Genomic DNA, 25,174 nt, shown 5'->3' on the forward strand with positions numbered 1-25,174 from the left:
TTTTGTTTATGTTTAAGTCATTATTTGCAAAATTAAATTTAAATACAAAATCAATGATTAAATATGGGTCTATTGCTAATTTAACATTATTTTCTATTGCAATTCTTTTTGGTGTAGAAAATATTATGTTAATATTCCCAATAACATTAATATCAATAGCCTTATCTTTTGAAAACTTAACTGTAAAACCTTTAACTAAAATTATTAGATTATTGTTTTCTATTACAATAATAGTAACTATATCAACTATAGCTTCTATTTTTTCTCACATTGGAATTATAATAAATTTCATTGCAATATTTTCTATTGCATATTTTTTAACAGTGCGATATAACCCCAAAATATATAAACCTTTTATGATGATATATATTTTTGCTCAAGCATCATCAATTCACTCATTTAATGAGTATTTTATAAAAATATTAACTATATTTTTAGGAGTTTTTATAGCAATTTCTTTCTCACTAATTACTTCTTTATTATTTAAGAAAAATATTTTAAAGGATATTATTTATCATCCTTTTATGCTTTTAAGTGAACAATTAAATAATTTAAGTAAAAATAAATTTGATAATACTATTTATTTAAACTTTTCTAAAGAAATGAGAAGTTTAAGTTATACTATTTATAAAACAAGATACAAAAAATTTTTAACTACTAATATTGGAAAACTTTATTTTGATATGTATTTAATACTTGGAAAACTTAATATACTTTTGAAAGATTATTATAAAAATTCTAATAATGTTACTTTAGAAGATAGATTATTTTTTAAAGAATTAAAAGTCTTATTAGATTCTTTTTTAAAATCTATAGACAATAAAGATTCATTTTATTTGTGCATACAAACATTAAATAAGTTTATAGTAAAATATGAATACAAAAACATTTATAATAACATACTATCTACACTAAAAACATTAAATTTAACTTTAATTAAACTCTTTAACGTAAACTTTAAAGAAAGAAATAATATATATAAAGAATGGGAAAGATCTGATTTAGATAAATTTAAAACATATCTTAAATCTAATTTTAAATTTGGCTCAATAAGATTTAATTTTGCCCTTAGAATATCAATTTGTTTAACTCTTACTTTATATATAGGCAATATGTATTCAATTTATAAATTTATTTGGGTATCAATTACTATAATGTCAGTTATGCAACCATATTATGAAGAAACAATATCAAAAGGTAAAGAAAGGCTTATAGGAAACTTTTTTGGAATATCAATTATAATAATACTTTTAACTATTTTTAATAACAATATTATTACAATAATAACTTTAATCGTATGTCTATACTTAACATACGGATTTAAAGAATATTATAAATTATCAACATTTACTGCTATTTGTTCAATATGTGTTTCATCATTAAATACAAATCTTAATGTTATAACAATAAACAGAATTATATTTATATTGTTTGGAATATTAATAGTTCTTATTGCTAATAAATTTTTATTTCCTTACAAGCTTGAAGATGGAATAAAACAATTATTAACTAAACTACTAAATTATCACTATATATTATCAAAATCTTATATGGATAAAAATTTAAATATAACTGTTGATATAATATTACTTTCTTCATTAACATTAAACAAGTTATTTATTAGAAATATTGAGTTTAAAAATGAAGAAATAACTAGATTAATAGAATATACAAATAAAAGCATAATTTTAAATGGTTATGACTTTTTGTTTTTAAAATAACTTATATATATTATTAAAACTTTTGCCTTAATTAAATAAATACTTTTAATATAAAAAACGGAGCATAAAACGCTCCGTTAAAACTTACTCTTCTATTTTATTACCTTTTTTATTTAAATTTCTAATCCACTTTTCAGCAATTTTTTCTTCATGTTTTTTAAAATGCTCATATTTTTTAACTTCTTTTAATGCATGTTTTAATTTTTTATCTAATTCTTTTTCGTTTAAATCATAATCTCTGTAAGCTGAATAAATCTCCCTTAAAGCTTTCATTGCAGCTTTTTTATCTTTTTCTCCCTTTAAATTATCTAAAAGTTTCTTTAACTCTTTCTTTTTACTTGATAATTCTAAATTTTTCCCTTCTTCTGCAATAGCTAATAACATTTCTAACTTTTCCTTAGTATGCTTAATAGTTACATCTTCAAATGTATCTTCTATACCAAATTCTTTTAAGAACTTTTCAAAATCTTTTAAATTATCTTCTCCTGATAATATTTCTTCAATTTCTATATCTGTAATTTCTATCATGATATAGCCTCCCTTATCTATACTAAGATAAATACTAAAGATTTAATTAACAAAATATCCTTTTAAATACTTAGTAATTATCTCAATTTACTATATATTTTACTCTTATTAAAATATATAAATGTGATTTGAATCACATTTTTCTTTAATGTTAATTAAATTATGTAACATTAAATATTAAATTTTTAAACAAATATCTACTTCTTTAAATCTCTATGTATTTTTAAAATAAATATCTATAAATATTAAAATTAGCCCTCATTACTTTTAAAGATAAAAGAGCTAATTTTATATGAACTATCTTCTATTTCTTCTATTAGAATTTTTATTATTCATATTATAATTATTTGAAGAATTATTCATGTTATTCATAAACATTTCCATCATATTTCTAATTTGTTCTTCATTTATATTATTAAAATTTCCCATACCATTCATATTAGGCATGTTATTTCTACCTAAATTTCCTCTATTATTTCTGTTATTTTGATTTCTCATATTACCCATATTGTTCATATTAGGCATACCATTCATATTTCCCATTCCATTCATTAACATACTCATTAATGGATTTTGACCTTGCATATTCATTCCATTTCCCATTTGTTGCATTCCATTAATTAATTGATTCATCATAGGATTCATTCCCATAGGTCCACCCATTTGTCTACCCATTGGATTTCCACCCATTCCTCCAAATAACATATTTAATAATGGATTTCCTCCAAAGCCTCCCATCTGATTACCCATTCCAAATAACATATTTAACAATGGATTCATATAAAATTCACCTTTCTAATATTACTTCTCATTACATTATATTTTATATATATAAAAGTGACACAAAAAAGCTTATACCATATTGGTATAAGCTTTTTAATAAACAAATTATAATTATGCTAATTCTAATGCTATTTTCATCATTTCTGTAAATGAAGTTTGTCTTTCTTCTGCTGTTGTTACTTCACCAGTGAAAGGACAATCTGAAATAGTTAATATACATAAAGCATTAACTCCAGCTCTTGCTGCATTCATATAAAGACCAGCTGATTCCATCTCTACTGCTAGAACGCCCATCTTTTGCCACTTTCTTAATCCTTCTAATCCTTCATCACCATAGAAAACATCACTTGATAATATATTTCCTACTTTAACATCAATATTTAAATTTCTTGCAGTATTAACTGCTTTTTCAACTAATTCATAACTTGCAGTTGGTGCAAATGTTCCTGGTAAGTTGTATTGACTTGCATAATTTGAATCAGTACATGATCCTATTCCAACTACTATATCACGAGTTTTTAAATCTTCATTTATAGCTCCTGCTGAACCTATTCTTATAAGATTTTTAACTCCATAGAAATGTATTAATTCATAACTATAAATTCCTATTGAAGGAATTCCCATTCCAGTTCCTTGAACTGAAATTCTTTTTCCTTTATATGTTCCAGTATATCCAAGCATTCCTCTTACTGTATTATATTGAACAGGGTTTTCTAAGAAAGTTTCTGCTATATATTTAGCTCTTAGTGGATCCCCTGGTAAAAGCACTGTTTCTGCTATATCTCCTAATTTTGCTCCATTATGTGGTGTTGGTACATTTTGTGTCATAAACCATTCCTCCTTTTGCTTTTAAAAATATTATATCATATAATAGCATTTTTGAAAACCTTTTCCTTATTTTTTTCTTAAAATTTTATTTAATATAAAATATTTCTATAAATTTTAACTTTCTTCAAGAACTAAATCAATGCTATTTTCAGTTACTTCTTTATTATTTATAATATTTCTTTCTAAATCCACATCTTCTAATTTAACTAATTTTGTTTTATATTTAATTTTATATGAAATCCATAAAATTAAAAATAATGGTATTCCTATATAAGATGATATTAACCCCATCCATTCTATTCCTTCTGGTTTAATGTATACAAAACCTTGTCCAATAACAACTACTGCACAAAGTACTAATGCTATTATCGGTCCAATTGGAAATATACTTGCTTTATAAGGTAACTTATTTATATTTTTTCCTTGTTTTACATATGCTTTTCTAAATCTATAATGACATAATGCTATACCAAGCCAAGCTATAAAGCCTGCAAGTCCTGATGCAGCAACAAGCCAAACATAAACTGTACTTTCTGCATAAAATCCTGTTAAAAAACATGCTGATGCTATTATTGTAGTTAAAATAACAGAGTTAACAGGAACCCCTTTTTTATTAACTTTTGAAAAAACCTTTGGTGCCATATTTTCTTTAGCCATTGAATAAAGCATTCTACTTGATGCATACATTCCTGAATTACCAGCTGACAAAACAGAAGTTAATATTACTGCATTCATTAAAGATGCCGCACCTGCTATTCCAACCTTTTCAAAAACCATAGTAAAAGGACTTGTATTTACTCCAGCTTGTACTGATGGAATTATTAACCCTATAACAATTATAGTTCCTATATAAAATATTAAAATTCTCCAAAATATTGTATGTACTGCTTTCGGTATTGTTTTTTCAGGATTTTCTGATTCTCCCGCAGCAATACCTATAAGTTCAGTTCCTTGAAATGAAAATCCAGCTATTAAAAATATTGAAAATATTGATTTAAATCCTCCAACAAAAGGTCCTCCATTTGAAAATATATTTTTAAAACCTAAACTATCACCCTTCATTATTCCAAATATCATAAGTGTACCAATTACTATAAATACAATTACTGTAATAACCTTTATACTTGCAAACCAAAACTCTGATTCACCATAAGCTTTAGATGATAATAAATTTAATCCTACTATTAAAACTAAAAAAATAATACTCCAAACTATTGCTGGAACATTTGGAAACCAATATTTCATTACAAGTGAACCTGCAACCATTTCTGTCGCTATAGTTATAGCCCAATTGTACCAATAATTCCATCCTAATGCAAAGCCTAATGCAGGATCTATAAATTTTGTAGCATACACTCCAAAAGATCCTGAAACAGGCATATAAGTAGCCATTTCCCCTAAACTTGTTATTAAAAAATATACCATTATCCCTATTAGACCATAAGCTACTATAGAACCTCCAATTCCTGCAACATGTATACTATCTCCCATTGCAAGAAATATTCCAGTTCCTATAGAACCACCTAATGCAATCATGTTTAAATGCCTTGCCTTTAACCCTCTCTTTAGCTCATTACTTTCTGTCTCATTCATGTCTATTTCCTCCTTAGCTTAGTATAAAAGTAAAACCCTGAGGAAAAACTTCACTCAGGGTAAATAAGTTCATTTCAATATAATATAATATACTAAACTAATTATGCCTTTGAATGATAGCCCTCCACAAAATAAATTTGTGACAGTCTTATACATATTCTGCACAAAACCAGCATATAATCTTAAAGCATCAATTATACACTTCGGCAAATTTTCCTTTCATATTAAATCATAGTGCTTACCTCATTAATATTACTATTAAAATTTGCGCCTCTACCTCAAAATTTAAATTTATACATCTTTCATTAGTTATTATGCACCTTATTTTTTATAATTTCAACAAAGCACATTACTTATTATTACTTTATTTACAATTATTATTATTTATTAATATTTTTAATTTCTTACAGCTATTAAAAATTTTGTTTTTATTCCTTCTTTTGTAAACATTTCTTCATGTTCTGTTACTACGTTTCCTTCGAAACCACTATTATGTAAATCATAAGTTATATATTTTATATCAAATCCACTTTCTTTAAAGTATTCTAAAGATTCTTCAAATAATTCATCATCATCTGTCTTAAACCAAATTTCTCCATCTCTTGAAAGAAATTTTTTGTAACTCTCTAATTGTCTAGTGTGAGTAAGTCTTCTTTTCTTATGTCTTTCTTTAGGCCAAGGGTTGCAAAAATTAATGTATATTCTATTAATTTCATCATCTTCTCCAAGCATATCATTTATTAATGCTATTTCTTGTGCCATAAGCTTAACATTATTTATTTGCATACCTTTTTCTTTAAACGCTTCTTCTATATTTCTTTTTGCAAGCACTAAAACTTCGTCTTTTATATCTATAGCTAAATAATTTATATTAGGATTTTCTGATGCATGAACAGCCATAAATGTTCCTTTTCCACATCCTAATTCTAAATATAAAGGTTGTTCTTCTTTAAATGATTTATTCCATTTTCCTTTAAGTTCTTTTGTATCTACTATAAAAAAGTCACATGCTTCAAGCTCAGGTCTAGCCCAAGGTTTTCTTCTCATTCTCATTATATGTTCACTCCATCTTTATAAAGTTTCATTCCTATTATACATAGTTTAAATACTATTAACAACAAAAATTAGGATAGAACTTTTTGTTCCATCCTAATTAAATTTCACAAAATTTATTTTTTAATAAGATTTTTAATATTATTTAATGCCTTATAATCATATAAATGCTTACTGTTTGGGAATGCATTTAATAATCTTCTATTAATTTTAGCTTCTCTTTTAAGTTCTTTTATTCTATTACTTAAATCTAATAATTTATCATATTCCTTATTAGTTCTTCTATTTTGAATTTCAATTTTTAATTTATTTATTTCACTCTCACTAAACTTTTCAAATTGAATACCTAATTTATTTAATTCAACTTTAATATCTTTAACCTTTACTAAATGTTCCTTTAAGTGTAATAAGTGTGTAACTGTAAAAATTAAATCAATAATAAATATTATAGATATAATACCTGATAACGAATAAACAATACTTGAAGAAAGTGATGTAAGAATATCTTTTATAGATGGCTGTAATACTTCTATAATAAATACTGAAAGAAGTCCAAAGAACGTGGAATTTAAAAGACATACTCTTCCATTTATATTAAACTTGTGTTTTGAATAATCCCACCATTTCATATTAAATAATTTTTCTAATATATATGAAGTTATATATTCTAATATAGATGCTAATATCATACCACCAAAAAATACAAATAAAACATTATCCTTTAATCCATCAAGTACTGATAAAACTATAATTGCTCCAAATCCATATATAGGACATACTGGTCCATAAAGAAATCCTCTATAAGTAAATTTTTTATCAATTATAAAACAGTATATAGTCTCACTTAGCCACCCTAAAAAACTATATATTGTAAAATAAAGAATTAATTCTCTCAAAAAAAGCCACCTCCAATTATATATTATTATATACCTTTAGAGATGACTTTGATTTAATAAATTGTTAAATTTAATCTTTATTCCAATAATCTATAATACTATCTTTTAACTTTTTAAATTGCTCTCCATAACGTTTTGATTTCATATTAGGAAAAGCTTTTATTAATCTATTTTGAGTACTTGACCTTAATTGCATCTTTTTAAAATAATTATATGTATCTTCAAATTTACTTTTAATTCCCTTTATATCACTAGTCTTTTTAAGTAAATTTACAATTTTATCAAATTCTAAATCATTTAACTTATCCATTGAAATTCCAAGTCCCTTAAGCTCAATATTAATTTGAGTTATTTTTTTAAGCATTTCATTCATATCAACTAATGACGTTACTGTTGCTATTATATCAATTATAAATATTATAATAATTACGATTGCTGAAATTAATGCATATTTTGTAGGAATTAAACTTATTTTTGATATTATAAAAGGATGTAATACCTTTACTAAAAATACTGATAATACACCAAATAAAAGTGAATTCAAGACGCATATACGTCCTTTATAATTAAATTTATAATTTGAGTAATCCCACCATTTTAAATCAAATGCATTTTCTAAAATAACAGCTGTTATATATTCTATCGCTGTAGTTATTATAACTGCCATTATAAATAACAATAATATATTGTAACTAAATCTATCTAATAATCCAATAACTAATAATGATCCAAAACCATATACAGGACAGACAGGTCCATTTAGAAAGCCCCTATTTACCCAAACCCTGTCTATAGCTGCACAATATACACATTCACATATCCAACCTAGTATACTATAAACAGTAAAATATAAAATTAAATGTACCATAACCTTTAGTCAATCTCCTCCTATATTATATATTTCAAATAATTGTGTTAAATTTGTATAAATAATCTATTATAAATATACACTTTTTATTATTATAATTCAAACTAATTAATTCTATTTAAATTAATTATTAAAAATATCATAATAAATATAAATAAATTTTTATTTTGTATAATTAAATACATAAAAAAAAGGGGGAAATATTCCCCCTTAAATTATTCTTCTAATATAGCTACTCCTAAAGCTCCTGGTCCTGTATGTATTCCCATAGCAGCACCTATTTCTTCTAGTGATATATTTGTTATGTTTTTGTGTCCTTTTATATCATCAAAAAATTTTTTTGCATCTTCATCAGCATCAGCTGATAGTACCCATATTTTGCATTTTCCTTTATCTAAATAGCTATTTACAATATCTTTCATTTTTGATAAAGCTTTTTTTCTACCTCTTGCTTTTGCGTAATTATATAATTCGCCTTCATCATTTGATGATACAATAGGTTTTAAATGAAGCATTTCACCTATAGTTCCTGCAACTTTTCCAATTCTTCCACCTTTAGTTAAAAACTCTAATGTTTGAAATGTTATGAAACCATGTGTTCTTTTTCTTATATCTTCAAGTGAATTTAATATTTCTTCAAGAGGCTTGTCTTCTTTTATCATTTTAGAAATTTCTAAAGCTATAACACCTTGAGGATATCCTAAAGTTCTTGTATCAAAAAAGTGAAAGTTTATATCATCATATTCTTCAGTAACTAATCTTATACCGTTGTATGTTCCTGATAATTTACTAGAAACAGTTACCACAATTATATCTGTAACACCTGATCCTTTTAACTCATCTATAACTTCTTCTATATTCTTTAAATCAGGAAGAGATGTTGTTGGTATTTCATCATTTTCTTTTAACCTTTTATAAAGTTCTTTTGAAGTTAATGTAATTTTATCTAAGTATTCTTTTTCTTTATATATTATTCTTAATGGTACCATTTTTATATTATTTTCTTCTAAAGTCCTTAAACTTAAATCTGAACTACTATCTGTTAATAAAGCAATCTTTCTCAATCCCATTCCTCCTCTTTTGTTATTTAAAATTTTATCATATTATTAACACTTTAGCAACATTTTAAATAGGTTTTTGTTATTTTTTGTCTTATTTTTATATAAAAAAATAGGCTGATTAAATAAATTCAGCCTATTTTATTAATTTTTTTAAAACATTTTTAAGATTATTACTTATATCTTTAAAACTTCCTTTTAAATATATATCAGAATCTTCTATGTTTATTCCATTTTTAGATACAATGCTCATATATACATCATCATTCATAAATAAATGATTGTGCGTTCCAATTTTAACTTCATTAAACTCTACTTTTCCACTTGAGTAAATAAATAATTCATCACCTTCTAAACCATAATTACTCTCACCTATATTTTCTATATCTAAATTACCGTTACAAACTAACAAATATGAATCATGCCAATCTGCATTTAAAAAATCTCTATTTAATTTTATTAAAATAGCAGAATAATCTTTAAATTCACTCTTTGCTTCTTCTATAGATTTGAAATATTTTATTTTATATTTCTCATCCTTTTCATAACCTTCATTTATTAATACAACCTTCATTTTTCTTCCGAATATATTATGATTTTCTAATTTGTTTATTAATTCATTTAAATTACTTACACTTATATCTCCTTTTTTAAGAATTAAATTTAAACTCTTTGTTTTTTCATTTTTCTTATTTAGGTTAATTCCGTTTTTTAATAAACTTGGTAATTTAACATTATTGTCAAGTCCATAGAAATTATATGATACATTTTCAATAGAACCACTTAAATCTTCTACTGAAAATTTATGTCCACCTAAAATATTAAACATACCTATTTTTTTATTATCTAAAACATTAAAGAAATCTTTTCCTTTTAATTCCTCATCTTCTATTTTTACAATACTATTTTTGCTGCTCTTTAAATTACCTAAAGTTACTGTTGCATTAATGTTAAACTCATTATTTCCCTCATTATATACTTTCACATAATATTTATAATTATCATTACTTAATCTAACATTTTTATTTACATATGATATATTTTTAAAATTATCATCACTTAATATATCTTTAATATCATTACCAGTAAAATAAGCACCTTGTCCTACCTTTATATTTTTATATTTTTGTTTATTTATTAAATAATATTCACCTATACTAAGTGCAGACATTGTAGCACCTTTTAATGCTTCATTATTATTTTCATCATTATTTAATTTGCTCGTATTAACTATATAAGAATAAGTAGCCAAACCTATTATAACTAATGCTGTTAAGGTAAGCAAAACAACTACCAATGCTGAACCTCGTTTTTTCATTTAATTCACACATCCCTATTAATAACTTATTTAATAGTTTTATTATATTAATTAATATTAACCTCAATTATTCTTTCATTTGATTTATTTACTGAAAAATTATACTCTCTTGATATACCTTTTTTTGTATATTGCAAATAAAAATAATACGTTCCTTTATTCTCATTTACATTAAATTTAGTTACATTATCACATATTTTTCTATAAGATACTATGTTTCCAATAATATTAACTGACCCATTTAAAATATTATCAGGATCTAATTTATATTCTACATCTTTTGAATTTACTTGTATCATATAAAAAGTCCTTACTCCTTCTTTTTCAAAAGAAATTAATATATTATCAATATTACTCTTTTTATTCTTAATAACTAAATATACCTCTTTTAACTCATATCTACTATTTTTAAATTCATTATTGAACTTATTATTTTGTTTATCTAAATCTGATAAAGTCCATCCTCTTGATGTATTATCATCATAAAATAATTTTATATAATCTCTATCTTCTTTTATAGAATTCTTTATAACCTGATAAAAGTTTCTATATTCATTTTCAATATCAGCATTTATTTTTGTAGTTTCAGCTCTCTTTATTCCAGTTATATAAATTCCAAAAATAGCAATTAAAATCACACACATTATAGACATGACTGCTATTAATTCAACTAAAGTAAATCCTTTTTTCTTCATATAGAGAACCTCTTTTCTAAAGTTTATTTTTTAATAACTACTCCTTCATTTATAGGTCTTACTATTAGTTGTTCACTTAAAGATTGTACCCCTTTTGTTTTTAAATTTATTACTTCAGCATTTGGCTTCTTTTCACCACTATCGTAATAATAATATTGATACTTATTAAGTACAATTACTGATATTGTTATAAAGTATAACCCTTTATTTTCTTCTGATGAAGTTGTATCAATATAAACTATATATTTAATAGGATCATCTTCACTATTTATAGAAGTATACGTATTATTAACTGGCTTTATAATTCCATCCTGAATATCACCTGTTAACATACATTGAATAGAGTAAATATCATTTATTTCAAATTTGACCTCTTTATTTAATAAATAATCTTTAAAAAAATTGTTATTTTCATTATATAAAACATCTCTTACACCTTGTATTACAGTTGTTGCTTTTATTGAATTATTAGTTGAATTTTCACTTTTAATTGCACTCATTATAAGTCCACTCACTGCAATAAAAAGAATTATGAATATTGAAAGTGCTGCTACAACTTCAACAAGGCTTATTCCTCTTTTTTTAATTGAAATAATTTTTTTTACCGTATGTTCCTTTATTAAAATCATACTTCTCATTCTCCTTATAATTTAAATTATAATATTCTATTTGAATAGTCCCTTGAAGTATGTTATTTTCTTTTTTATTTGAATCTAACTTGTTAATTTGTAAGCTATCTATATTTATTTTTCTTTTATTTGTTTCAATCTTATTAATAAAACTTATTATATTTTCAAAACTTCCATTTACAGTTAATGTTGCACTATGTACTATTACATCATCTTTATTTAATTTTATTTCATTGTTTGAATTATCATCATTTATTAAATTAAATTCCTTTTCACTATTTGATTTATCATTTGAATTCTCTTTATCATTTAATACTGTATACTTTTTTTCAAAATTTATATTAATAATCTTTATATCTGTTACTCCAGCTATAATTGTTAAATCTTTAAGAATATCTGCTTGTTTCTCTGTTTTAGGAAGTTTTTTTAAAATTTTATTGTAATTATATGTAACATCATTTAACTTAATTCTAAGTTTATCTTGTTTAGTTATTCCATAAAGAGCATCTGATTTTTGATTATTAAGATTTAATATTTCAGCTTCTAAATTTTTATTTTTGTTATCTAAAGGTTTTATTACTAATTCTTCAATTATTAAAAAACTAAATATTAATATGCTTATAAATAAAAGTAACTTTTCTTTTCTACTTAATTCTTTTAAATGTTTTATAAACTTATATTCCCCTTTACTTTTCTTCATATGTTTTTACTCCTTCTGTTGAAATAGTAAATCTAACCTTTTTTATTACCTTTGGTTTCTTATCTTCTTTCTTTTCTACCTTCTTATCTTTATCATTATTTTTATTATTATTTTTATCATTATTAATATTTTCAACTTTATCTTTATCGTTATAATCATTAATTTCTATATCTTCAGTTGATATAAGTCTTGAATCCTTATATAATTTGCTCATTTGAAGATTTGCTAAAAATATAGTTATATCTTCATCACTATTTGCAATTCCTACCATATTTATTCCATCTTCTTTAAAAGTTATACTTTCTAAAGATACATTTTGAGGAAAGTATTTTTTTAGATTATTTAAATATTCCCATGCTGAAACATTTCTATCTATGTTTTTTACTTTGTTTATAAATGCTTCTTTATTTTTTATATCATTGGATATATTGTTATAATTACTACCTTGTTCTTTATAATTTTTAATTTCTGACTTTAAAAGTTCACTATTTCTTTCTAAAGATTTATTATTATAATATATAACTCCTGCATTTATAAATAATAAAATTATAATTATTAAATAAACAGCTATTAGTACTTTTCCTATACATTTTTTCTTATGTTTTTCTATACTTTTTGGATTAAGATTTAATTGTTTTCTCATTTTAATTTCTCCTTAAAAATAATCCATAAAGAGGTAAGTATCTTCCAAACTCTTTATCTGTATTTTTAACTTCAAGACCTAGGTCTTCTGTACTTCTTATTAATTTACTTTTTATTAAAAAGTAATCTTCTATATATTTTATAGCTGTATTATTTAATTCCAAACTAGATAATATAACTATCTCATTAACCTTATTATATCCCTTACCTGAATTATAAAATTTAATTGTTTTATCTACTATAGATAATAAATTATCTACTGAATCCTTTATTTTGGGATATTTATTAAATGTATCTATTAATTCAAATGATTTTATGTCTATTTTTTTTGATTTATTTCTATTTGAATAACTCTTATATGTAACTATATTTTCTAAATCATTATTTCTTCTATATTCTCTTATAATATTTTGGAATCCAAATGGTATATTTCTCTCTAAATTCATAACTCCATCATTTGCTATAGAAACAATACTAAAACTATACCCTAAATAAAATAATGCTACAGTTTTTCCTCTATATTCTAATGTACTGTTTAATAAAACCTTATTTATTGAATTTGTTAATACATCTATTATTTCTAACTTTTTATTTAAAACTTTGCTTAATTCTACATAACTATTAATTTTATCTTTTATACATGCAGCAACTAATATATCTACTTTAGGATTATTTATTCCTTTTTCTTTTCTTATTACTTCATAATCTATATAATAATTTTCGTCATTTTGAACTAATTCCTTAACTTCGTATTCAACTGCTTCCCTTAAATTCTCACTATTCATCTTTGGTAATTGAATATGTCTAGTTACAACATCACTTCCAAATATAACAAAAGATACTTTATCTTCATTTATGTCATTTTCTAAAAAATATTTTAATAATATTTCTGATAACCCAACTACATCTTTTATTGTTCCTTCTATACACATTCCTTCTTCTATTGGTATAGAATCATATAATTTTATTTTCTTTTTATTTCCAATCAAAATATCTATAAACTCATCTTTAATGGTTAAAACAATACTATCTTTGCTTCCTAGTCTAAACATTCTTATCCTCCTATATAAATGTATTTAAATATACATTTAATATATCAATCCCCCATAATACCGAAATAAAAGTACCTAATGCAATAAAAGGTACAAATGGCATCTCCATTTTTCTTTTACCTATTATTAATAAAAATATGGCTAATATTCCACCTAAAATTATAGAAACTATCAATGTTACTCCCATTAATATAGGACTTAAATATAGAGCAACAAAAAGATATACTTCTAAATCCCCTGCACCAAAGCCATCAAATCTTTTTGAAATTAAATATATTATTCCTACTATAATAAGAGGTATAAGTATACTAATTATTCCTTCCTTTAAAGGTTTTCCATTTATTATTTCTATTATTGAAAATGATATACCAAATAAAAATCCAACTAAAGATACACTAAAATAAACTTCTTTTGTTTTTATATCAATAGTTGAAGCTATTATAAGTATTGAAAATAAAACTATGTATTTAAATGTATTTATAGTTAATCCAAAATTTAAATACATTATTAAAAACATAAATGCTGTAATTAATTCAATTAAAGGATATATAATACTTATTTTTTCATTACAGCCTTTACACCTTCCCCTTAAAATAACCCAACTTAGAACTGGTATAAGCTCATATGCCTTAAGTTCTCTGCCACACTTTGCACAATGTGATGGTGGATATGCAATATTTTCTTCTCTTGGTATTCTATAAATACAAACATTAAAGAAACTACCAAATACTAATCCAAATATAAAAAATATTAAACCTATCATTTAAACTCCTTTATATAAATTTTTTATATTTTAATAATTGTCCACTTTTTTAAATTTTAAAACATTAATCTTAAATAATCATCTTATTAAATAATTCCAATAATCCTAAAAATATTTTTCATAATAAAATTTTATGTTAATTGTTTTCTTCTATAGGTATTCCATCACAATTATTTAATCTTCCCTTTTCATCCAATATAATTTTATTAATATCAGCATTAATTACTTCCTTTAAATGCTCTATATTGTAAGCTACATCACTAAGTTTTATTTCTGCTTTTTCTCCTTCTTCTTTGCTTATATAATTTTTTTCTTCAAGTATTGTTACAACTGATTTAGCCCTATTATTGCAATTACTTTGAAATAAATTCATATTATCAAAAATTACATTTTTCTCTCCCTGATTTCCTTCAACACTTCCATCTTCAGGAATGATGATTCCTTCATTATATGCTCTTTCTGCTGCATCATATAAATTTTTTGCTTCTGTTTGTATTGCAACTTTTTTTGATTTATCTACATATTGTATTACCCTTGGAACTGCTATTATCGAAATTACTGCAAGTATAGGAATTACTGCAATAACCTCAATAAGTGTAAATCCTTTTTTCCTCATAAAATCACTCACTTTAAACATAATTCATTAAAAGGCTGTCAGTAAGGCAGCCTTTTAATTTTTTTATAATTAATCTTTAATATATTATTTACCAGATGTATACATTCCTGTACTTTGATCAAATTTACCTGTTAAACTTCCACTTTCATCATAAGTTATATTCTTTACATCTGTATTCATTAAACCTTTTAAATCTTTTAAATTAATAGTACCTATGTTCTTTGTTAATTTACTAGCATCTCCATTACTTAATAAATCTTGTGATTTAAGTGCAGTAACCGCTTGGCTTACAGTAACTTCATCAAAAGACTTAGCACCTGTTCCTCCAACTAATTGATTACCATCTTTATTTTTTAATCTTCCATCATTATATGCAGCTTCTGCAGCATTATATATAGTTGATGCTTCTGTTTGTATTGCAACTTGCTTTGACTTATCTACATATGATATTACTCTTGGAACCGCTATTACTGCAAGTACTGCAAGTATAGCAATTACTGCTATAAGCTCAATAAGTGTAAATCCTTTTTTCTTTTTCTTCATAAGTTTATTCATAACTTATTCCTCCTTAAAATATTGTTTTATTTAAAGCTACTAAAGCTTAATATCTCTTAATACTAACTTATTTGTACTGTGTCATACATTGAGAACATAGGTAATAATAATGATATAACAATAAATCCAACTAATATTGCTAATACTACAATCATTACTGGCTCAACTAAATTTGTTAATTTTTCTAATGCAAAATTTGATTCAGAATCATAAAATTGAGAAGCTTTCTCCAATATTTCTTCAACATTTCCTGATTCTTCACCAACCTTTATAGATTGAATAAGCATCTTAGGAAATGTATTACTAATTTCTAGACTTTCTGCAATACTAGATCCATCATTTATTAAATCTTTACTATCGATTAATTTTTTCTTTAAATACTCATTTCCTATAACATCTGAACATACTTCTATACATCTAACTACACTTATTCCACCACCAAATAATATAGAAAAAGTTCTCGCAAATCTTGCTGTATAAATTTGCATAGTCATATTTTTTATAAATTTAAATTTTACTATAAATCTATCTCTAAACATTTTATACGCTTTATTCTTATTTAAAATATTATTTTTAATTATTAAAAATAACAACACTACCAAAATTATGTAAATCCAATTTCTTTTCATAAAATTACTAATACATACAACTATTTGTGTTGGTATTGGTAAGCTTATATTTGCTGACAACAAGTTTTTCACAAATATAGGAACTACAAAAGTAACAAGTACTAAAACTATAAGTATTGAAAATGTAAATAAAAATTTAGGATATATAAGTGCATTTTTTATTTTCTTTTCTTGTTTATATTGATTATCATAGTAATCCGCAAGACTTCTCATTATTTCATCTATCTTCCCTGTTTCTTCACCAACTTCTATCATATATACAAATAAGTTTGGTAAATCTTTATGCTTTTTAAAAGCTTCAGATAACAGCTTACCCTTGCCCACTTCATCATAAACATTTCTAAGTATACTTTTTAGCTTCTTATTTTCAATTTGATCTTTCACTATTTCTAGACTCTGAATTATTGTTATTCCTGATGATAATGCAAAATACACTTCTCTACAAAATATAGAAATATCTTTCTTAGGTATTTTTTTTAACATATCAAAATCTATGTTTAAAGACTGTCTTCCTGTATCATATTTAGTTAAATAAAATCCTTTTTGCTTTAAAATTTTTCTTAACTCATCAACATTATTTAATTCTATTTTCCCTTTTAATAGCTTACCATTAAGGTCTTTTGCTTCATATTTGTATAAAGGCATAATTATTTTACTCCTTTATTCTTTTATTAAAGTTATTCTCATTAATTCATTCATGCTACTTGTACCATTTTTTACAATATCTACTCCACTTTCAAATAAAGTTTTCATTCCACTTTTTTTAGCTTCGTCTCTAATTTCATAAAAATTTCCCTTATTAGCTATAAGTTCTCTTATATTTTGATTTATTTCCATTATTTCAAATATTCCAATTCGCCCTTTATAACCTGTCCCAGAACATTTTACACATCCAACTGGTTTATAAAGTTTTAAATTCTCATCCTTACTTACACCTAAAAGTTCTTTTTCATAATTATTTGCTATATATTCTTTTTTGCAATTATTACATAATCTTCTCATTAACCTTTGTGCTATTACTCCAGTTAAAGATGCAGCAATTAAATAAGGTGGAACATTCATATCCATAAGCCTTACAATAGCTGCTGGCGCATCATTAGTGTGTAAAGTGCTTAAAACACTATGACCAGTTATTGCAGCTCTTATAGCCATAGTAGCTGTTTCTTCATCTCTTATTTCTCCAACCATTATAACATCAGGGTCTTGTCTAAGAATTGACCTTAATCCTGAATTAAATGTAAGTCCAGCTTTATTATTAACATTAACCTGAACTATCCCGTCCATTGTATATTCAACAGGATCTTCTAAAGTTATAACATTATTTTCTTCTGTTTTTAAATCCTTTAATATTGAATATAATGTTGATGTTTTTCCACATCCGGTAGGCCCAGTAACTAAAAACATTCCATATGGATTTGAAGTAATTTTATTAACTAAATTTATGTCATCTCCAGTTAATCCCAAATTTTCTTTAGTAAATTCAAAAGATCTTTTATCTAATATTCTAATTACTAGATTTTCTCCATTTACTGATGGCAAAATAGATACTCTTAAATCTATATCTCTTTTATCAATATTTATAACTATTTTTCCATCTTGAGGAATTCTTCTTTCAGCAATATCCATTCCACTTAGCAATTTTATTCTAGTAACCATTGAATTTAATGGTTCTTTTGGAGCTTCAAATTGTTTTCTAAGTTTTCCATCTATTCTATATCTTATGATTATTTTATTTTTTTGTGGTTCTATATGTATATCACTTACATCATTTCTAATTGCATTTTCTATTATTCTATCTATAAGTCTAACAGAAGGAGATTTATTATCCTCATCAATTGAAACACTTTCCTTTATTTCTTCAGCTTCTTTTTCGTTTAATTTTGCTTCGGCTTTTGACATGTAATCTTTTGAATAATATTTTGCAATAGCTTCTGATATTTCTTCTTCCATAGCTATTCCAATTTCAATCTTATATCCAGATGATAATTCTACATCTTCTTCAGCAAATATATTAAGTGGATCAGACATTGCAACAACAAGATGATTATCTCTAAATCTTACTGGTATAAGATTATACTTTTTAGCTAAACCTTCTGATATAGTTGATACAGCATTCATATCAATATCTATAAGTTCTAAATTTATTCTAGGTATTCCAAGTTGTAATTCTAATATGTTTAATAAACTTTCTTCTGTTATATATCCAAGTTCTACAAATATACGTCCTAATCTTTTATTAGTTGTCTTTTGAATTTTTATAGCTTCTTGAACTTGATTTTCTGTTATATATCCAAGTTCTACCAAAAGGTCTCCTAATCTCTTTTTCTTATTCATTCAATCACCTTAAATTCTCTATATTACTTGACTATTATACAACATTCAATATATATATCCACTGTTTAAATTTAGAAATTTATTATTTCTTTTTTATATATTTACACTTTATTAACATTCAAAAAAATAAGGTGAAAAACTTAAGTTTTCCACCTTTATTTAATATATTTATTTTTAGTGAGCTAATATTTCTATACCATCTTCTGTTACTAAAATCATGTGTTCCCATTGAGCTGATAAAGAACCATCTTCTGTTATTGCAGTCCAATCATTATCAGCATCAACAAAAACTTCATATCTACCTTCATTTATCATTGGTTCTATTGTGAAAGTCATCCCTGGAACCAATACCATTCCTTCTCCTTTTCTACCTACATGAGCTACAAAAGGATCTTCATGGAACTGTAATCCTACTCCATGGCCACCAAATTCTCTAACTACTGAATATCCATTTTTTTCAGCATGCTCTTGTACAGCAGCACCAATATCCCCTAAAAATCCCCATGGTTTAACTGCTTCTATTCCTTTTTGTAAACACTCTTTTGAAACTTCAACTAATCTTTTTGCTTCATCAGATACTTCACCTATCATATACATTCTTGATGCATCTGAAAAATATCCATCCTTTATAGTTGAAACATCTACATTTATTATATCTCCTGATTTTAATATTATATTTTCATCTGGAATTCCGTGGCATACTTCTTCATTAATTGATGTACAGACACTCTTTGGGAAACCTCCGTAATTAAGTGGAGCTGGAATAGCTCCTTGGCTTATTGTATAATCATAAACTATTTTATCAATATCAACTGTGCTCATTCCTTCTTTTATTTTTTCTCCAACTAAATCAAGTATTTCATTGTTTATTTTAGCACTCTTTTTTATTCCCTCTATTTGTTCTTTATTTTTTATAATATCTCTAGGTGGCATTAAAAAACCTTGTCTTTTTAATGCTTCATATTTTTCATCAAATTCAGCATGACATTTTTTATATTTCTTACCACTACCACACCAGCAATTATCATTTCTATTTATTTTCATTCTTTTACCTCTTTTCTAAATTTAAGTCTTTATTATTATATTATATCCTTTAGTATATTTTTTTTCAAAAACTAAAAAGGATGCTAAATTGCATCCTTTTTCTATTCAAATTCTCTATTATAATTTTGAGTAAAAATTGCTTCTTTATCTAGCTCTAGTTCCTCACAAGCCTGTTCAAAGCTACAACCTCTTTCATCCATATACTTTGCCACATAATTATCAACATTCGGAATTAAATTTACATCCATGAATATTCCCTCCTTTTAATACCTTAAAGTATTTTTCCCCCACAAAATAATTATATTCTAATATAAACTTTTTATTACATTATACAATATTCTTTTGTAAAAATCATCCATTTATGTATTTTATTTTTAATTAATTTTTATCCCATAATTTTTAAATCCTTTAATTAAATTATCATAGTCTTTATATAATATAGTATTAATATTAATTTTCTTTGCTGCATTTATGTTTATTTCCATATCATCAATAAATACGCACTCTTCTCCTTTTAAATTATATTTTTCTAGCAGTTTTTTATAAATTTCAAATTCGGGTTTAAGTAAATTTTCATTAAAAGAAACTATACCTCCATTAAATTCTTCTAAAAAATTGTATTTTTGTTTAATTACCTCAAAAGAATTTTTATGAAAATTAGATAAATAATATATGTTATAACCTTCTCTCTTTAATATTTTTATAACCTCCATAGTTTCTTTTATTGGTAATAAAAGCTCATACCAATTTTCAAATGCTTTTCTTATGTCCTGTTCAATAGTAGGATTTCTCTTTATTATTTCATTAATAGCTTCTTCCTCAGTTATAGTTCCTCTATCTAACCTTTCCCATTCTTTGCTTTGAAAGATTTCATTAAACAAGATTTTTTCTAAATCTAAATCCATTATTTTTTCTCTCAAATACCTTTTAGGATTATATTCCAATATAACATTTCCTATATCAAAAATAACATTCTTTATCATAAATATCCCCCTTAAAAATTATACTTAAGTTAAGTGTAAAATAATGTTATTATATATTCAACAAAAATTAATCTAGCTAGTATAAATATTTACACTAGCTAGATTAAACATATTATCCCTTTTAACATATTTTCTCCTTAAATTTATAATACCATCTCTTTACCGATGCTCGTTCCCCAATATTTATTCTTTTATATATTATATTTAATGGAAGTACCTTTTGATTATTAACTTCTAAAAATATTGTCTTATTATCATTTTCTTCCCATATACCTCCAATATTTTTACTTATAACTTCTCCAAGATATCCACCAAATACCATTGATAAATCTATAAGTTTATCATTATCAAAATCATTATTTTCATTTGCTTTATGAAAGGCTTCTAATATATCATCTAATAAACTTAAACTATCTTCTGAAAAATCTAGTCTTATGCCTAGTTTATTTTTTGAGAAAATTACGGCTCTAAGAGATGCTTCCTTAAAGATTCTTTCTAATCTTTCCATAATAAACACCTACTCTCTTATAGCATAAAAGGGATACTTTAAAAGACATTTCTTCTTTTTTGTATCCCTTTATATTATTGTATTCATTTTATTTTAAAAGGTTCACCTTAAATTTATTTCTCTAACTAATTAAAACTTATAAAAAGGTGATAACTAGAACATTTAGTTATCACCTTTTTTATTAAAATATAGTTTTTTCACTTTCTTTATCAAAAATATGAAGCTTATCTAAATCTATTACAAACTTAACATTTCCTTTAGTATTTATATTATCAGCAGTTGCTGTTTTTATTACAATAGCTTTTCCTTCTTCTCCCTTTAAATATAAAAATGTTTCTGCCCCTAAATTTTCTGAAACTTCTATTTCTCCATTAAATATTGATTCTGCAGTTTCTAAATCTTCTTTTTTACAACTCATATTTTCTGGTCTTATTCCAGCTAAAACATCTTTATTTAAATTATTAGTTTCTTTTATTATTTTTGCTTTTTCTTCTGAAAGTTCCACATCAGTTCCTAACATATTTAAATAAACTTTTCCGTTCTTTTCATATGTTTTACCTTTTAATATATTCATTTGAGGACTACCAATAAAACATGCTACAAATAAATTACTTGGATTATCATAAATCTCTTTTGGTGATGCTATTTGTTGTACTAAACCATCTTTCATAACTACTATTCTTGTTCCAAGAGTCATAGCTTCAGTTTGGTCATGAGTTACATATATAAATGTTGTATTTAATTCATTATAAAGCTTAGCTATTTCTGTTCTCATTTGAACTCTAAGCTTAGCATCAAGGTTTGATAAAGGTTCATCCATTAAGAATACTTTTGGATGTCTAACTATTGCTCTTCCCATAGCAACCCTTTGTCTTTGTCCACCTGATAAAGCCTTTGGTTTTCTATCTAAAAGATGTTCTATATCTAAAATTCTTGCTGCATCACGTACCTTTTTATCAATTTCTGCTTTAGGAGTCTTTCTAAGCTTTAATGCAAATGACATATTTTCATAAACTGTCATGTGTGGATATAATGCATAATTTTGGAATACCATTGCAATATCCCTATCCTTTGGAGCAACATCATTAACTACTTTATTATCAATATATAATTCTCCACTTGTTATTTCTTCAAGACCTGCAATCATTCTTAAAGTTGTTGATTTACCACAACCTGATGGTCCAACAAAAACTATAAATTCCCTATCTTCTATTTCTAAATTAAAATTATCAACTGCTTTAAACCCATTTTCATAAACCTTATCAATATTTTTTAATACTAATCCTGACATAAACCTCTCCCCTTAATAAATAAATTTAAATTGTATATTTTTCAATTATAAATTCCATCATTCAACCTATCTTATATAGGATTAATAAAAAATTCTTGGAATATAATAATATCTTTATTTAAACTAATTTTGTCATACAAATAAAATACTCATCCCTCCCCAAATATAACTAATAACAAAATTAATTTCGTAACTTTAATTTAAATAGTATAATTTATCCTCATATAATAAATTTTCTTTTTATAAAAATCTTTTATTTATACTCTTTACACATCTTATAACTTAACCTTTTACAGCTCCAATTGTTATACCTTGAGTAAATGATTTTTGGAACATTATAAATATTATAATCATAGGTATTGATGCAAGTGCTGCTCCAGCCATCATTAAACCATAGTCTGTTGCAAACTCTAATTGCATTGTAGCTATTCCTAAAGGAAGTGTTTGCATATCTTTACTTCTTATTAAAATTAACTGCATAAAATAATCATTCCATGAACTTATAAATGTAAAAATTGCAAGTGCTCCAATACCTGGTTTAACAATTGGAATAACAATATTTTTAAATATTCCAACTTCTGAACATCCATCAATTTTTGATGCTTCTATAAGTTCACTAGGTATAGTTTCACTAAATTGCTTCATTAGAAAAATTCCAAATGGCCATCCCACAGCTGGAAGTATAAGTGACTTATAAGTATCAATCCAATCTAAACTAGTTAATATGTTAAATAAAGGAACCATTATAACTTGTTTTGGAAGAGCCATAGCTATTATTAATAACCAAAATACAATTTGTCTTCCTGGAAATCTTTTTTTAGCAAGAACATAACCAGCTAAAGCTGAAGTTAAGCACACTAAAAATGTTGTTGCAATGGCTATAAAAAAACTATTGAAAGTCCATCTAGCTAATGGTTGTTTTGCAAGACTTTCCCAGTTTGCAAATGTCGGCTCTAGTGGAAACCATTGTGGTGGTATCGCAATTGCTGCACCTTGATCTTTAAATGCTCCAGTTATAATCCAATAAAATGGAAATATAAAAATTACTGTAAATAAACACAATATTATAAAAGCTACTATATTTTTTGGAGTCCATTGATTTCTCCAATCATATAAAACTTCTTTTTCTTTCTTTTTGCCAAACATAGCTTAAATCACCTCCAACTAATACTCTACATCTGAACCTAAATATTTGTATTGAATTATTGATATCGACATTACTATAACTGCTAAAACTACTCCCATTGATGATGCAAGTCCATATTGACCTAAAGTAAATGATCTTTCATATACTTGATACATAATTGTTGTAGTTGCATAATTAGGTCCTCCTGCTGTTAATAGTTGAATTAATGAGAAACATTGGAATGAATTTATTGTTGTTATTATTACGATATATAATGTTGTTGGTTTTAATAATGGCCATGTTATATTTTTAAAAACTTGACTTGAATTAGCCCCATCTATTTCTGCTGCTTCTAAATAATCCTTAGGTATATTTCCAAGAGATGCCATATATAAAACTATAGGTTGTCCAACAGATAATGTAACTAAAACCATAAGTATTGCCCACTTTGCTATACTTGGATTTCCAAGCCAAACTTGAGGATCTATCCCAAACCAACCTAAAACATAATTTAATATTCCATAATTAGGATGAAAAATCCATCCCCAAACAACAGTTATACTAACAACTGATGCTATGGCTGGTAAATAAAAAACTCCTCTAAAAAAAGATCTTATCTTTGCTGACTTTTTAAATATTGTCATTGAAACAAATAATGAAAAAACTACTACTATAGGAACATTCCCTATAACTAAAACTAAAGTATTCCATAATGATTTTCTAAATATTTCGTCTTTAAATATATTTATATAATTTTCTATTCCTATAAAGGTAGCACTCTTTGGATTATAATCAAAGAAACTCATCACTATTCCACCTATCATAGGAATTATTACAAAACCTATAAAAAATATAGCTGCAGGTAATAAAAAAATATAAGCTGCAACCCATTCTTTTTTTGCTAATTTACTATGCTTAACCTTTTTCTTTTCGATTACTTCAGCACTCACTTAAGAAACCC

27 protein-coding genes and 1 riboswitch are annotated in these 25,174 nt (G+C 24.7%); of the genes, 1 reads left to right on the top strand and 26 read right to left on the bottom strand.

Annotated features, from left to right (window positions below):
• The first annotated feature begins 8 nt into the window (after nt 1-8).
• The gene (locus AC4FQW_RS04410; RefSeq protein WP_303128090.1) at nt 9-1,721 is read left to right on the top strand and encodes an FUSC family protein; all 1,713 of its coding nucleotides are present in this window, start codon (nt 9-11) and stop codon (nt 1,719-1,721) included.
• A gap of 84 nt (nt 1,722-1,805) precedes the next feature.
• On the opposite strand, the gene AC4FQW_RS04415 is transcribed toward AC4FQW_RS04410, so the two are convergent.
• The 26 genes from AC4FQW_RS04415 to AC4FQW_RS04540 all read right to left on the bottom strand — a co-directional run bounded on the left by AC4FQW_RS04415 (nt 1,806) and on the right by AC4FQW_RS04540 (nt 25,163).
• Nucleotides 1,806-2,249: a hypothetical protein gene (locus AC4FQW_RS04415; protein ID WP_303128092.1), complete on the bottom strand. Its 444-nt coding sequence runs from the start codon at nt 2,247-2,249 to the stop codon at nt 1,806-1,808.
• A 297-nt stretch (nt 2,250-2,546) separates the two neighbouring features.
• A complete protein-coding gene (locus tag AC4FQW_RS04420; RefSeq protein WP_303128094.1) occupies nt 2,547-3,029 on the bottom strand; it encodes an RNA-binding protein in 483 nt (160 codons plus the stop codon).
• Nucleotides 3,030-3,143: 114 nt separating this feature from the next.
• Nucleotides 3,144-3,860: a purine-nucleoside phosphorylase gene (gene deoD, locus AC4FQW_RS04425; protein WP_303128096.1), complete on the bottom strand. Its 717-nt coding sequence runs from the start codon at nt 3,858-3,860 to the stop codon at nt 3,144-3,146.
• A 114-nt stretch (nt 3,861-3,974) separates the two neighbouring features.
• Complete coding sequence (locus tag AC4FQW_RS04430) at nt 3,975-5,453, bottom strand: amino acid permease (RefSeq protein ID WP_303128098.1); 1,479 nt, start codon at nt 5,451-5,453, stop codon at nt 3,975-3,977.
• Between the two features lie 109 nt (nt 5,454-5,562).
• Nucleotides 5,563-5,737, bottom strand: a riboswitch (Lysine riboswitch).
• Between the two features lie 112 nt (nt 5,738-5,849).
• The gene (gene trmB / locus AC4FQW_RS04435) at nt 5,850-6,506 is read right to left on the bottom strand and encodes a tRNA (guanosine(46)-N7)-methyltransferase TrmB (RefSeq protein WP_491147463.1); all 657 of its coding nucleotides are present in this window, start codon (nt 6,504-6,506) and stop codon (nt 5,850-5,852) included.
• A 116-nt stretch (nt 6,507-6,622) separates the two neighbouring features.
• Nucleotides 6,623-7,402 carry a putative ABC transporter permease gene (locus AC4FQW_RS04440; protein ID WP_303128104.1) on the bottom strand — a complete coding sequence of 260 codons (780 nt, stop codon included), beginning with the start codon at nt 7,400-7,402 and terminating at the stop codon, nt 6,623-6,625.
• A 70-nt stretch (nt 7,403-7,472) separates the two neighbouring features.
• Complete coding sequence (locus AC4FQW_RS04445; protein ID WP_303128110.1) at nt 7,473-8,270, bottom strand: putative ABC transporter permease; 798 nt, start codon at nt 8,268-8,270, stop codon at nt 7,473-7,475.
• 215 nt (nt 8,271-8,485) lie between these two features.
• Nucleotides 8,486-9,340: a DegV family protein gene (locus tag AC4FQW_RS04450; protein ID WP_303128115.1), complete on the bottom strand. Its 855-nt coding sequence runs from the start codon at nt 9,338-9,340 to the stop codon at nt 8,486-8,488.
• 124 nt (nt 9,341-9,464) lie between these two features.
• Nucleotides 9,465-10,646, bottom strand: coding sequence for a hypothetical protein (locus tag AC4FQW_RS04455; protein WP_303128118.1), 1,182 nt, complete (start codon nt 10,644-10,646; stop codon nt 9,465-9,467).
• Between the two features lie 47 nt (nt 10,647-10,693).
• Nucleotides 10,694-11,341: a type II secretion system protein gene (locus AC4FQW_RS04460; protein WP_491147466.1), complete on the bottom strand. Its 648-nt coding sequence runs from the start codon at nt 11,339-11,341 to the stop codon at nt 10,694-10,696.
• 23 nt (nt 11,342-11,364) lie between these two features.
• Nucleotides 11,365-11,970, bottom strand: coding sequence for a type IV pilus modification PilV family protein (locus AC4FQW_RS04465; protein WP_491147467.1), 606 nt, complete (start codon nt 11,968-11,970; stop codon nt 11,365-11,367).
• Nucleotides 11,924-12,670, bottom strand: a complete 747-nt coding sequence (locus AC4FQW_RS04470; protein WP_491147469.1) for a hypothetical protein — start codon at nt 12,668-12,670, stop codon at nt 11,924-11,926. The genes AC4FQW_RS04465 and AC4FQW_RS04470 overlap by 47 nt, the downstream gene beginning before the upstream one ends.
• The gene (locus AC4FQW_RS04475) at nt 12,657-13,313 is read right to left on the bottom strand and encodes a PilN domain-containing protein (RefSeq protein ID WP_491147470.1); all 657 of its coding nucleotides are present in this window, start codon (nt 13,311-13,313) and stop codon (nt 12,657-12,659) included. The genes AC4FQW_RS04470 and AC4FQW_RS04475 overlap by 14 nt, the downstream gene beginning before the upstream one ends.
• Nucleotide 13,314: 1 nt before the next feature.
• On the bottom strand, nt 13,315-14,364 hold the full coding sequence (pilM, locus tag AC4FQW_RS04480; protein WP_491147472.1) for a pilus assembly protein PilM: 1,050 nt from the start codon (nt 14,362-14,364) through the stop codon (nt 13,315-13,317).
• A gap of 10 nt (nt 14,365-14,374) precedes the next feature.
• Complete coding sequence (locus AC4FQW_RS04485; protein WP_303128133.1) at nt 14,375-15,127, bottom strand: prepilin peptidase; 753 nt, start codon at nt 15,125-15,127, stop codon at nt 14,375-14,377.
• Between the two features lie 136 nt (nt 15,128-15,263).
• Nucleotides 15,264-15,743 (bottom strand): type II secretion system protein, encoded by a 480-nt coding sequence (locus AC4FQW_RS04490; protein WP_491147474.1) that lies wholly within the window; start codon nt 15,741-15,743, stop codon nt 15,264-15,266.
• Between the two features lie 84 nt (nt 15,744-15,827).
• Nucleotides 15,828-16,298 (bottom strand): type IV pilin protein, encoded by a 471-nt coding sequence (locus AC4FQW_RS04495; RefSeq protein WP_491147476.1) that lies wholly within the window; start codon nt 16,296-16,298, stop codon nt 15,828-15,830.
• Nucleotides 16,299-16,360: 62 nt separating this feature from the next.
• Nucleotides 16,361-17,572, bottom strand: coding sequence for a type II secretion system F family protein (locus AC4FQW_RS04500; protein ID WP_491147478.1), 1,212 nt, complete (start codon nt 17,570-17,572; stop codon nt 16,361-16,363).
• A 15-nt stretch (nt 17,573-17,587) separates the two neighbouring features.
• Entirely contained in the window at nt 17,588-19,261 is a 1,674-nt protein-coding gene (locus tag AC4FQW_RS04505) for a GspE/PulE family protein (RefSeq protein WP_491147479.1), read from the bottom strand.
• A gap of 174 nt (nt 19,262-19,435) precedes the next feature.
• The gene (locus tag AC4FQW_RS04510) at nt 19,436-20,305 is read right to left on the bottom strand and encodes a methionyl aminopeptidase (protein WP_491147481.1); all 870 of its coding nucleotides are present in this window, start codon (nt 20,303-20,305) and stop codon (nt 19,436-19,438) included.
• A gap of 101 nt (nt 20,306-20,406) precedes the next feature.
• Complete coding sequence (locus tag AC4FQW_RS04515) at nt 20,407-20,553, bottom strand: hypothetical protein (RefSeq protein WP_303128150.1); 147 nt, start codon at nt 20,551-20,553, stop codon at nt 20,407-20,409.
• Nucleotides 20,554-20,679: 126 nt separating this feature from the next.
• A complete protein-coding gene (locus tag AC4FQW_RS04520) occupies nt 20,680-21,288 on the bottom strand; it encodes an HAD family hydrolase (RefSeq protein WP_491147484.1) in 609 nt (202 codons plus the stop codon).
• A gap of 121 nt (nt 21,289-21,409) precedes the next feature.
• Entirely contained in the window at nt 21,410-21,796 is a 387-nt protein-coding gene (locus tag AC4FQW_RS04525; protein ID WP_303128154.1) for a hypothetical protein, read from the bottom strand.
• Between the two features lie 181 nt (nt 21,797-21,977).
• Nucleotides 21,978-23,087 (bottom strand): ABC transporter ATP-binding protein, encoded by a 1,110-nt coding sequence (locus AC4FQW_RS04530; protein WP_303128156.1) that lies wholly within the window; start codon nt 23,085-23,087, stop codon nt 21,978-21,980.
• Between the two features lie 282 nt (nt 23,088-23,369).
• Nucleotides 23,370-24,233, bottom strand: coding sequence for a carbohydrate ABC transporter permease (locus tag AC4FQW_RS04535; RefSeq protein ID WP_303128158.1), 864 nt, complete (start codon nt 24,231-24,233; stop codon nt 23,370-23,372).
• A gap of 18 nt (nt 24,234-24,251) precedes the next feature.
• A complete protein-coding gene (locus tag AC4FQW_RS04540) occupies nt 24,252-25,163 on the bottom strand; it encodes a carbohydrate ABC transporter permease (RefSeq protein WP_491147487.1) in 912 nt (303 codons plus the stop codon).
• Between the last annotated feature and the right edge of the window lie 11 nt (nt 25,164-25,174).

It is taken from the genome of Clostridium sp. TJA085 (assembly GCF_058310235.1).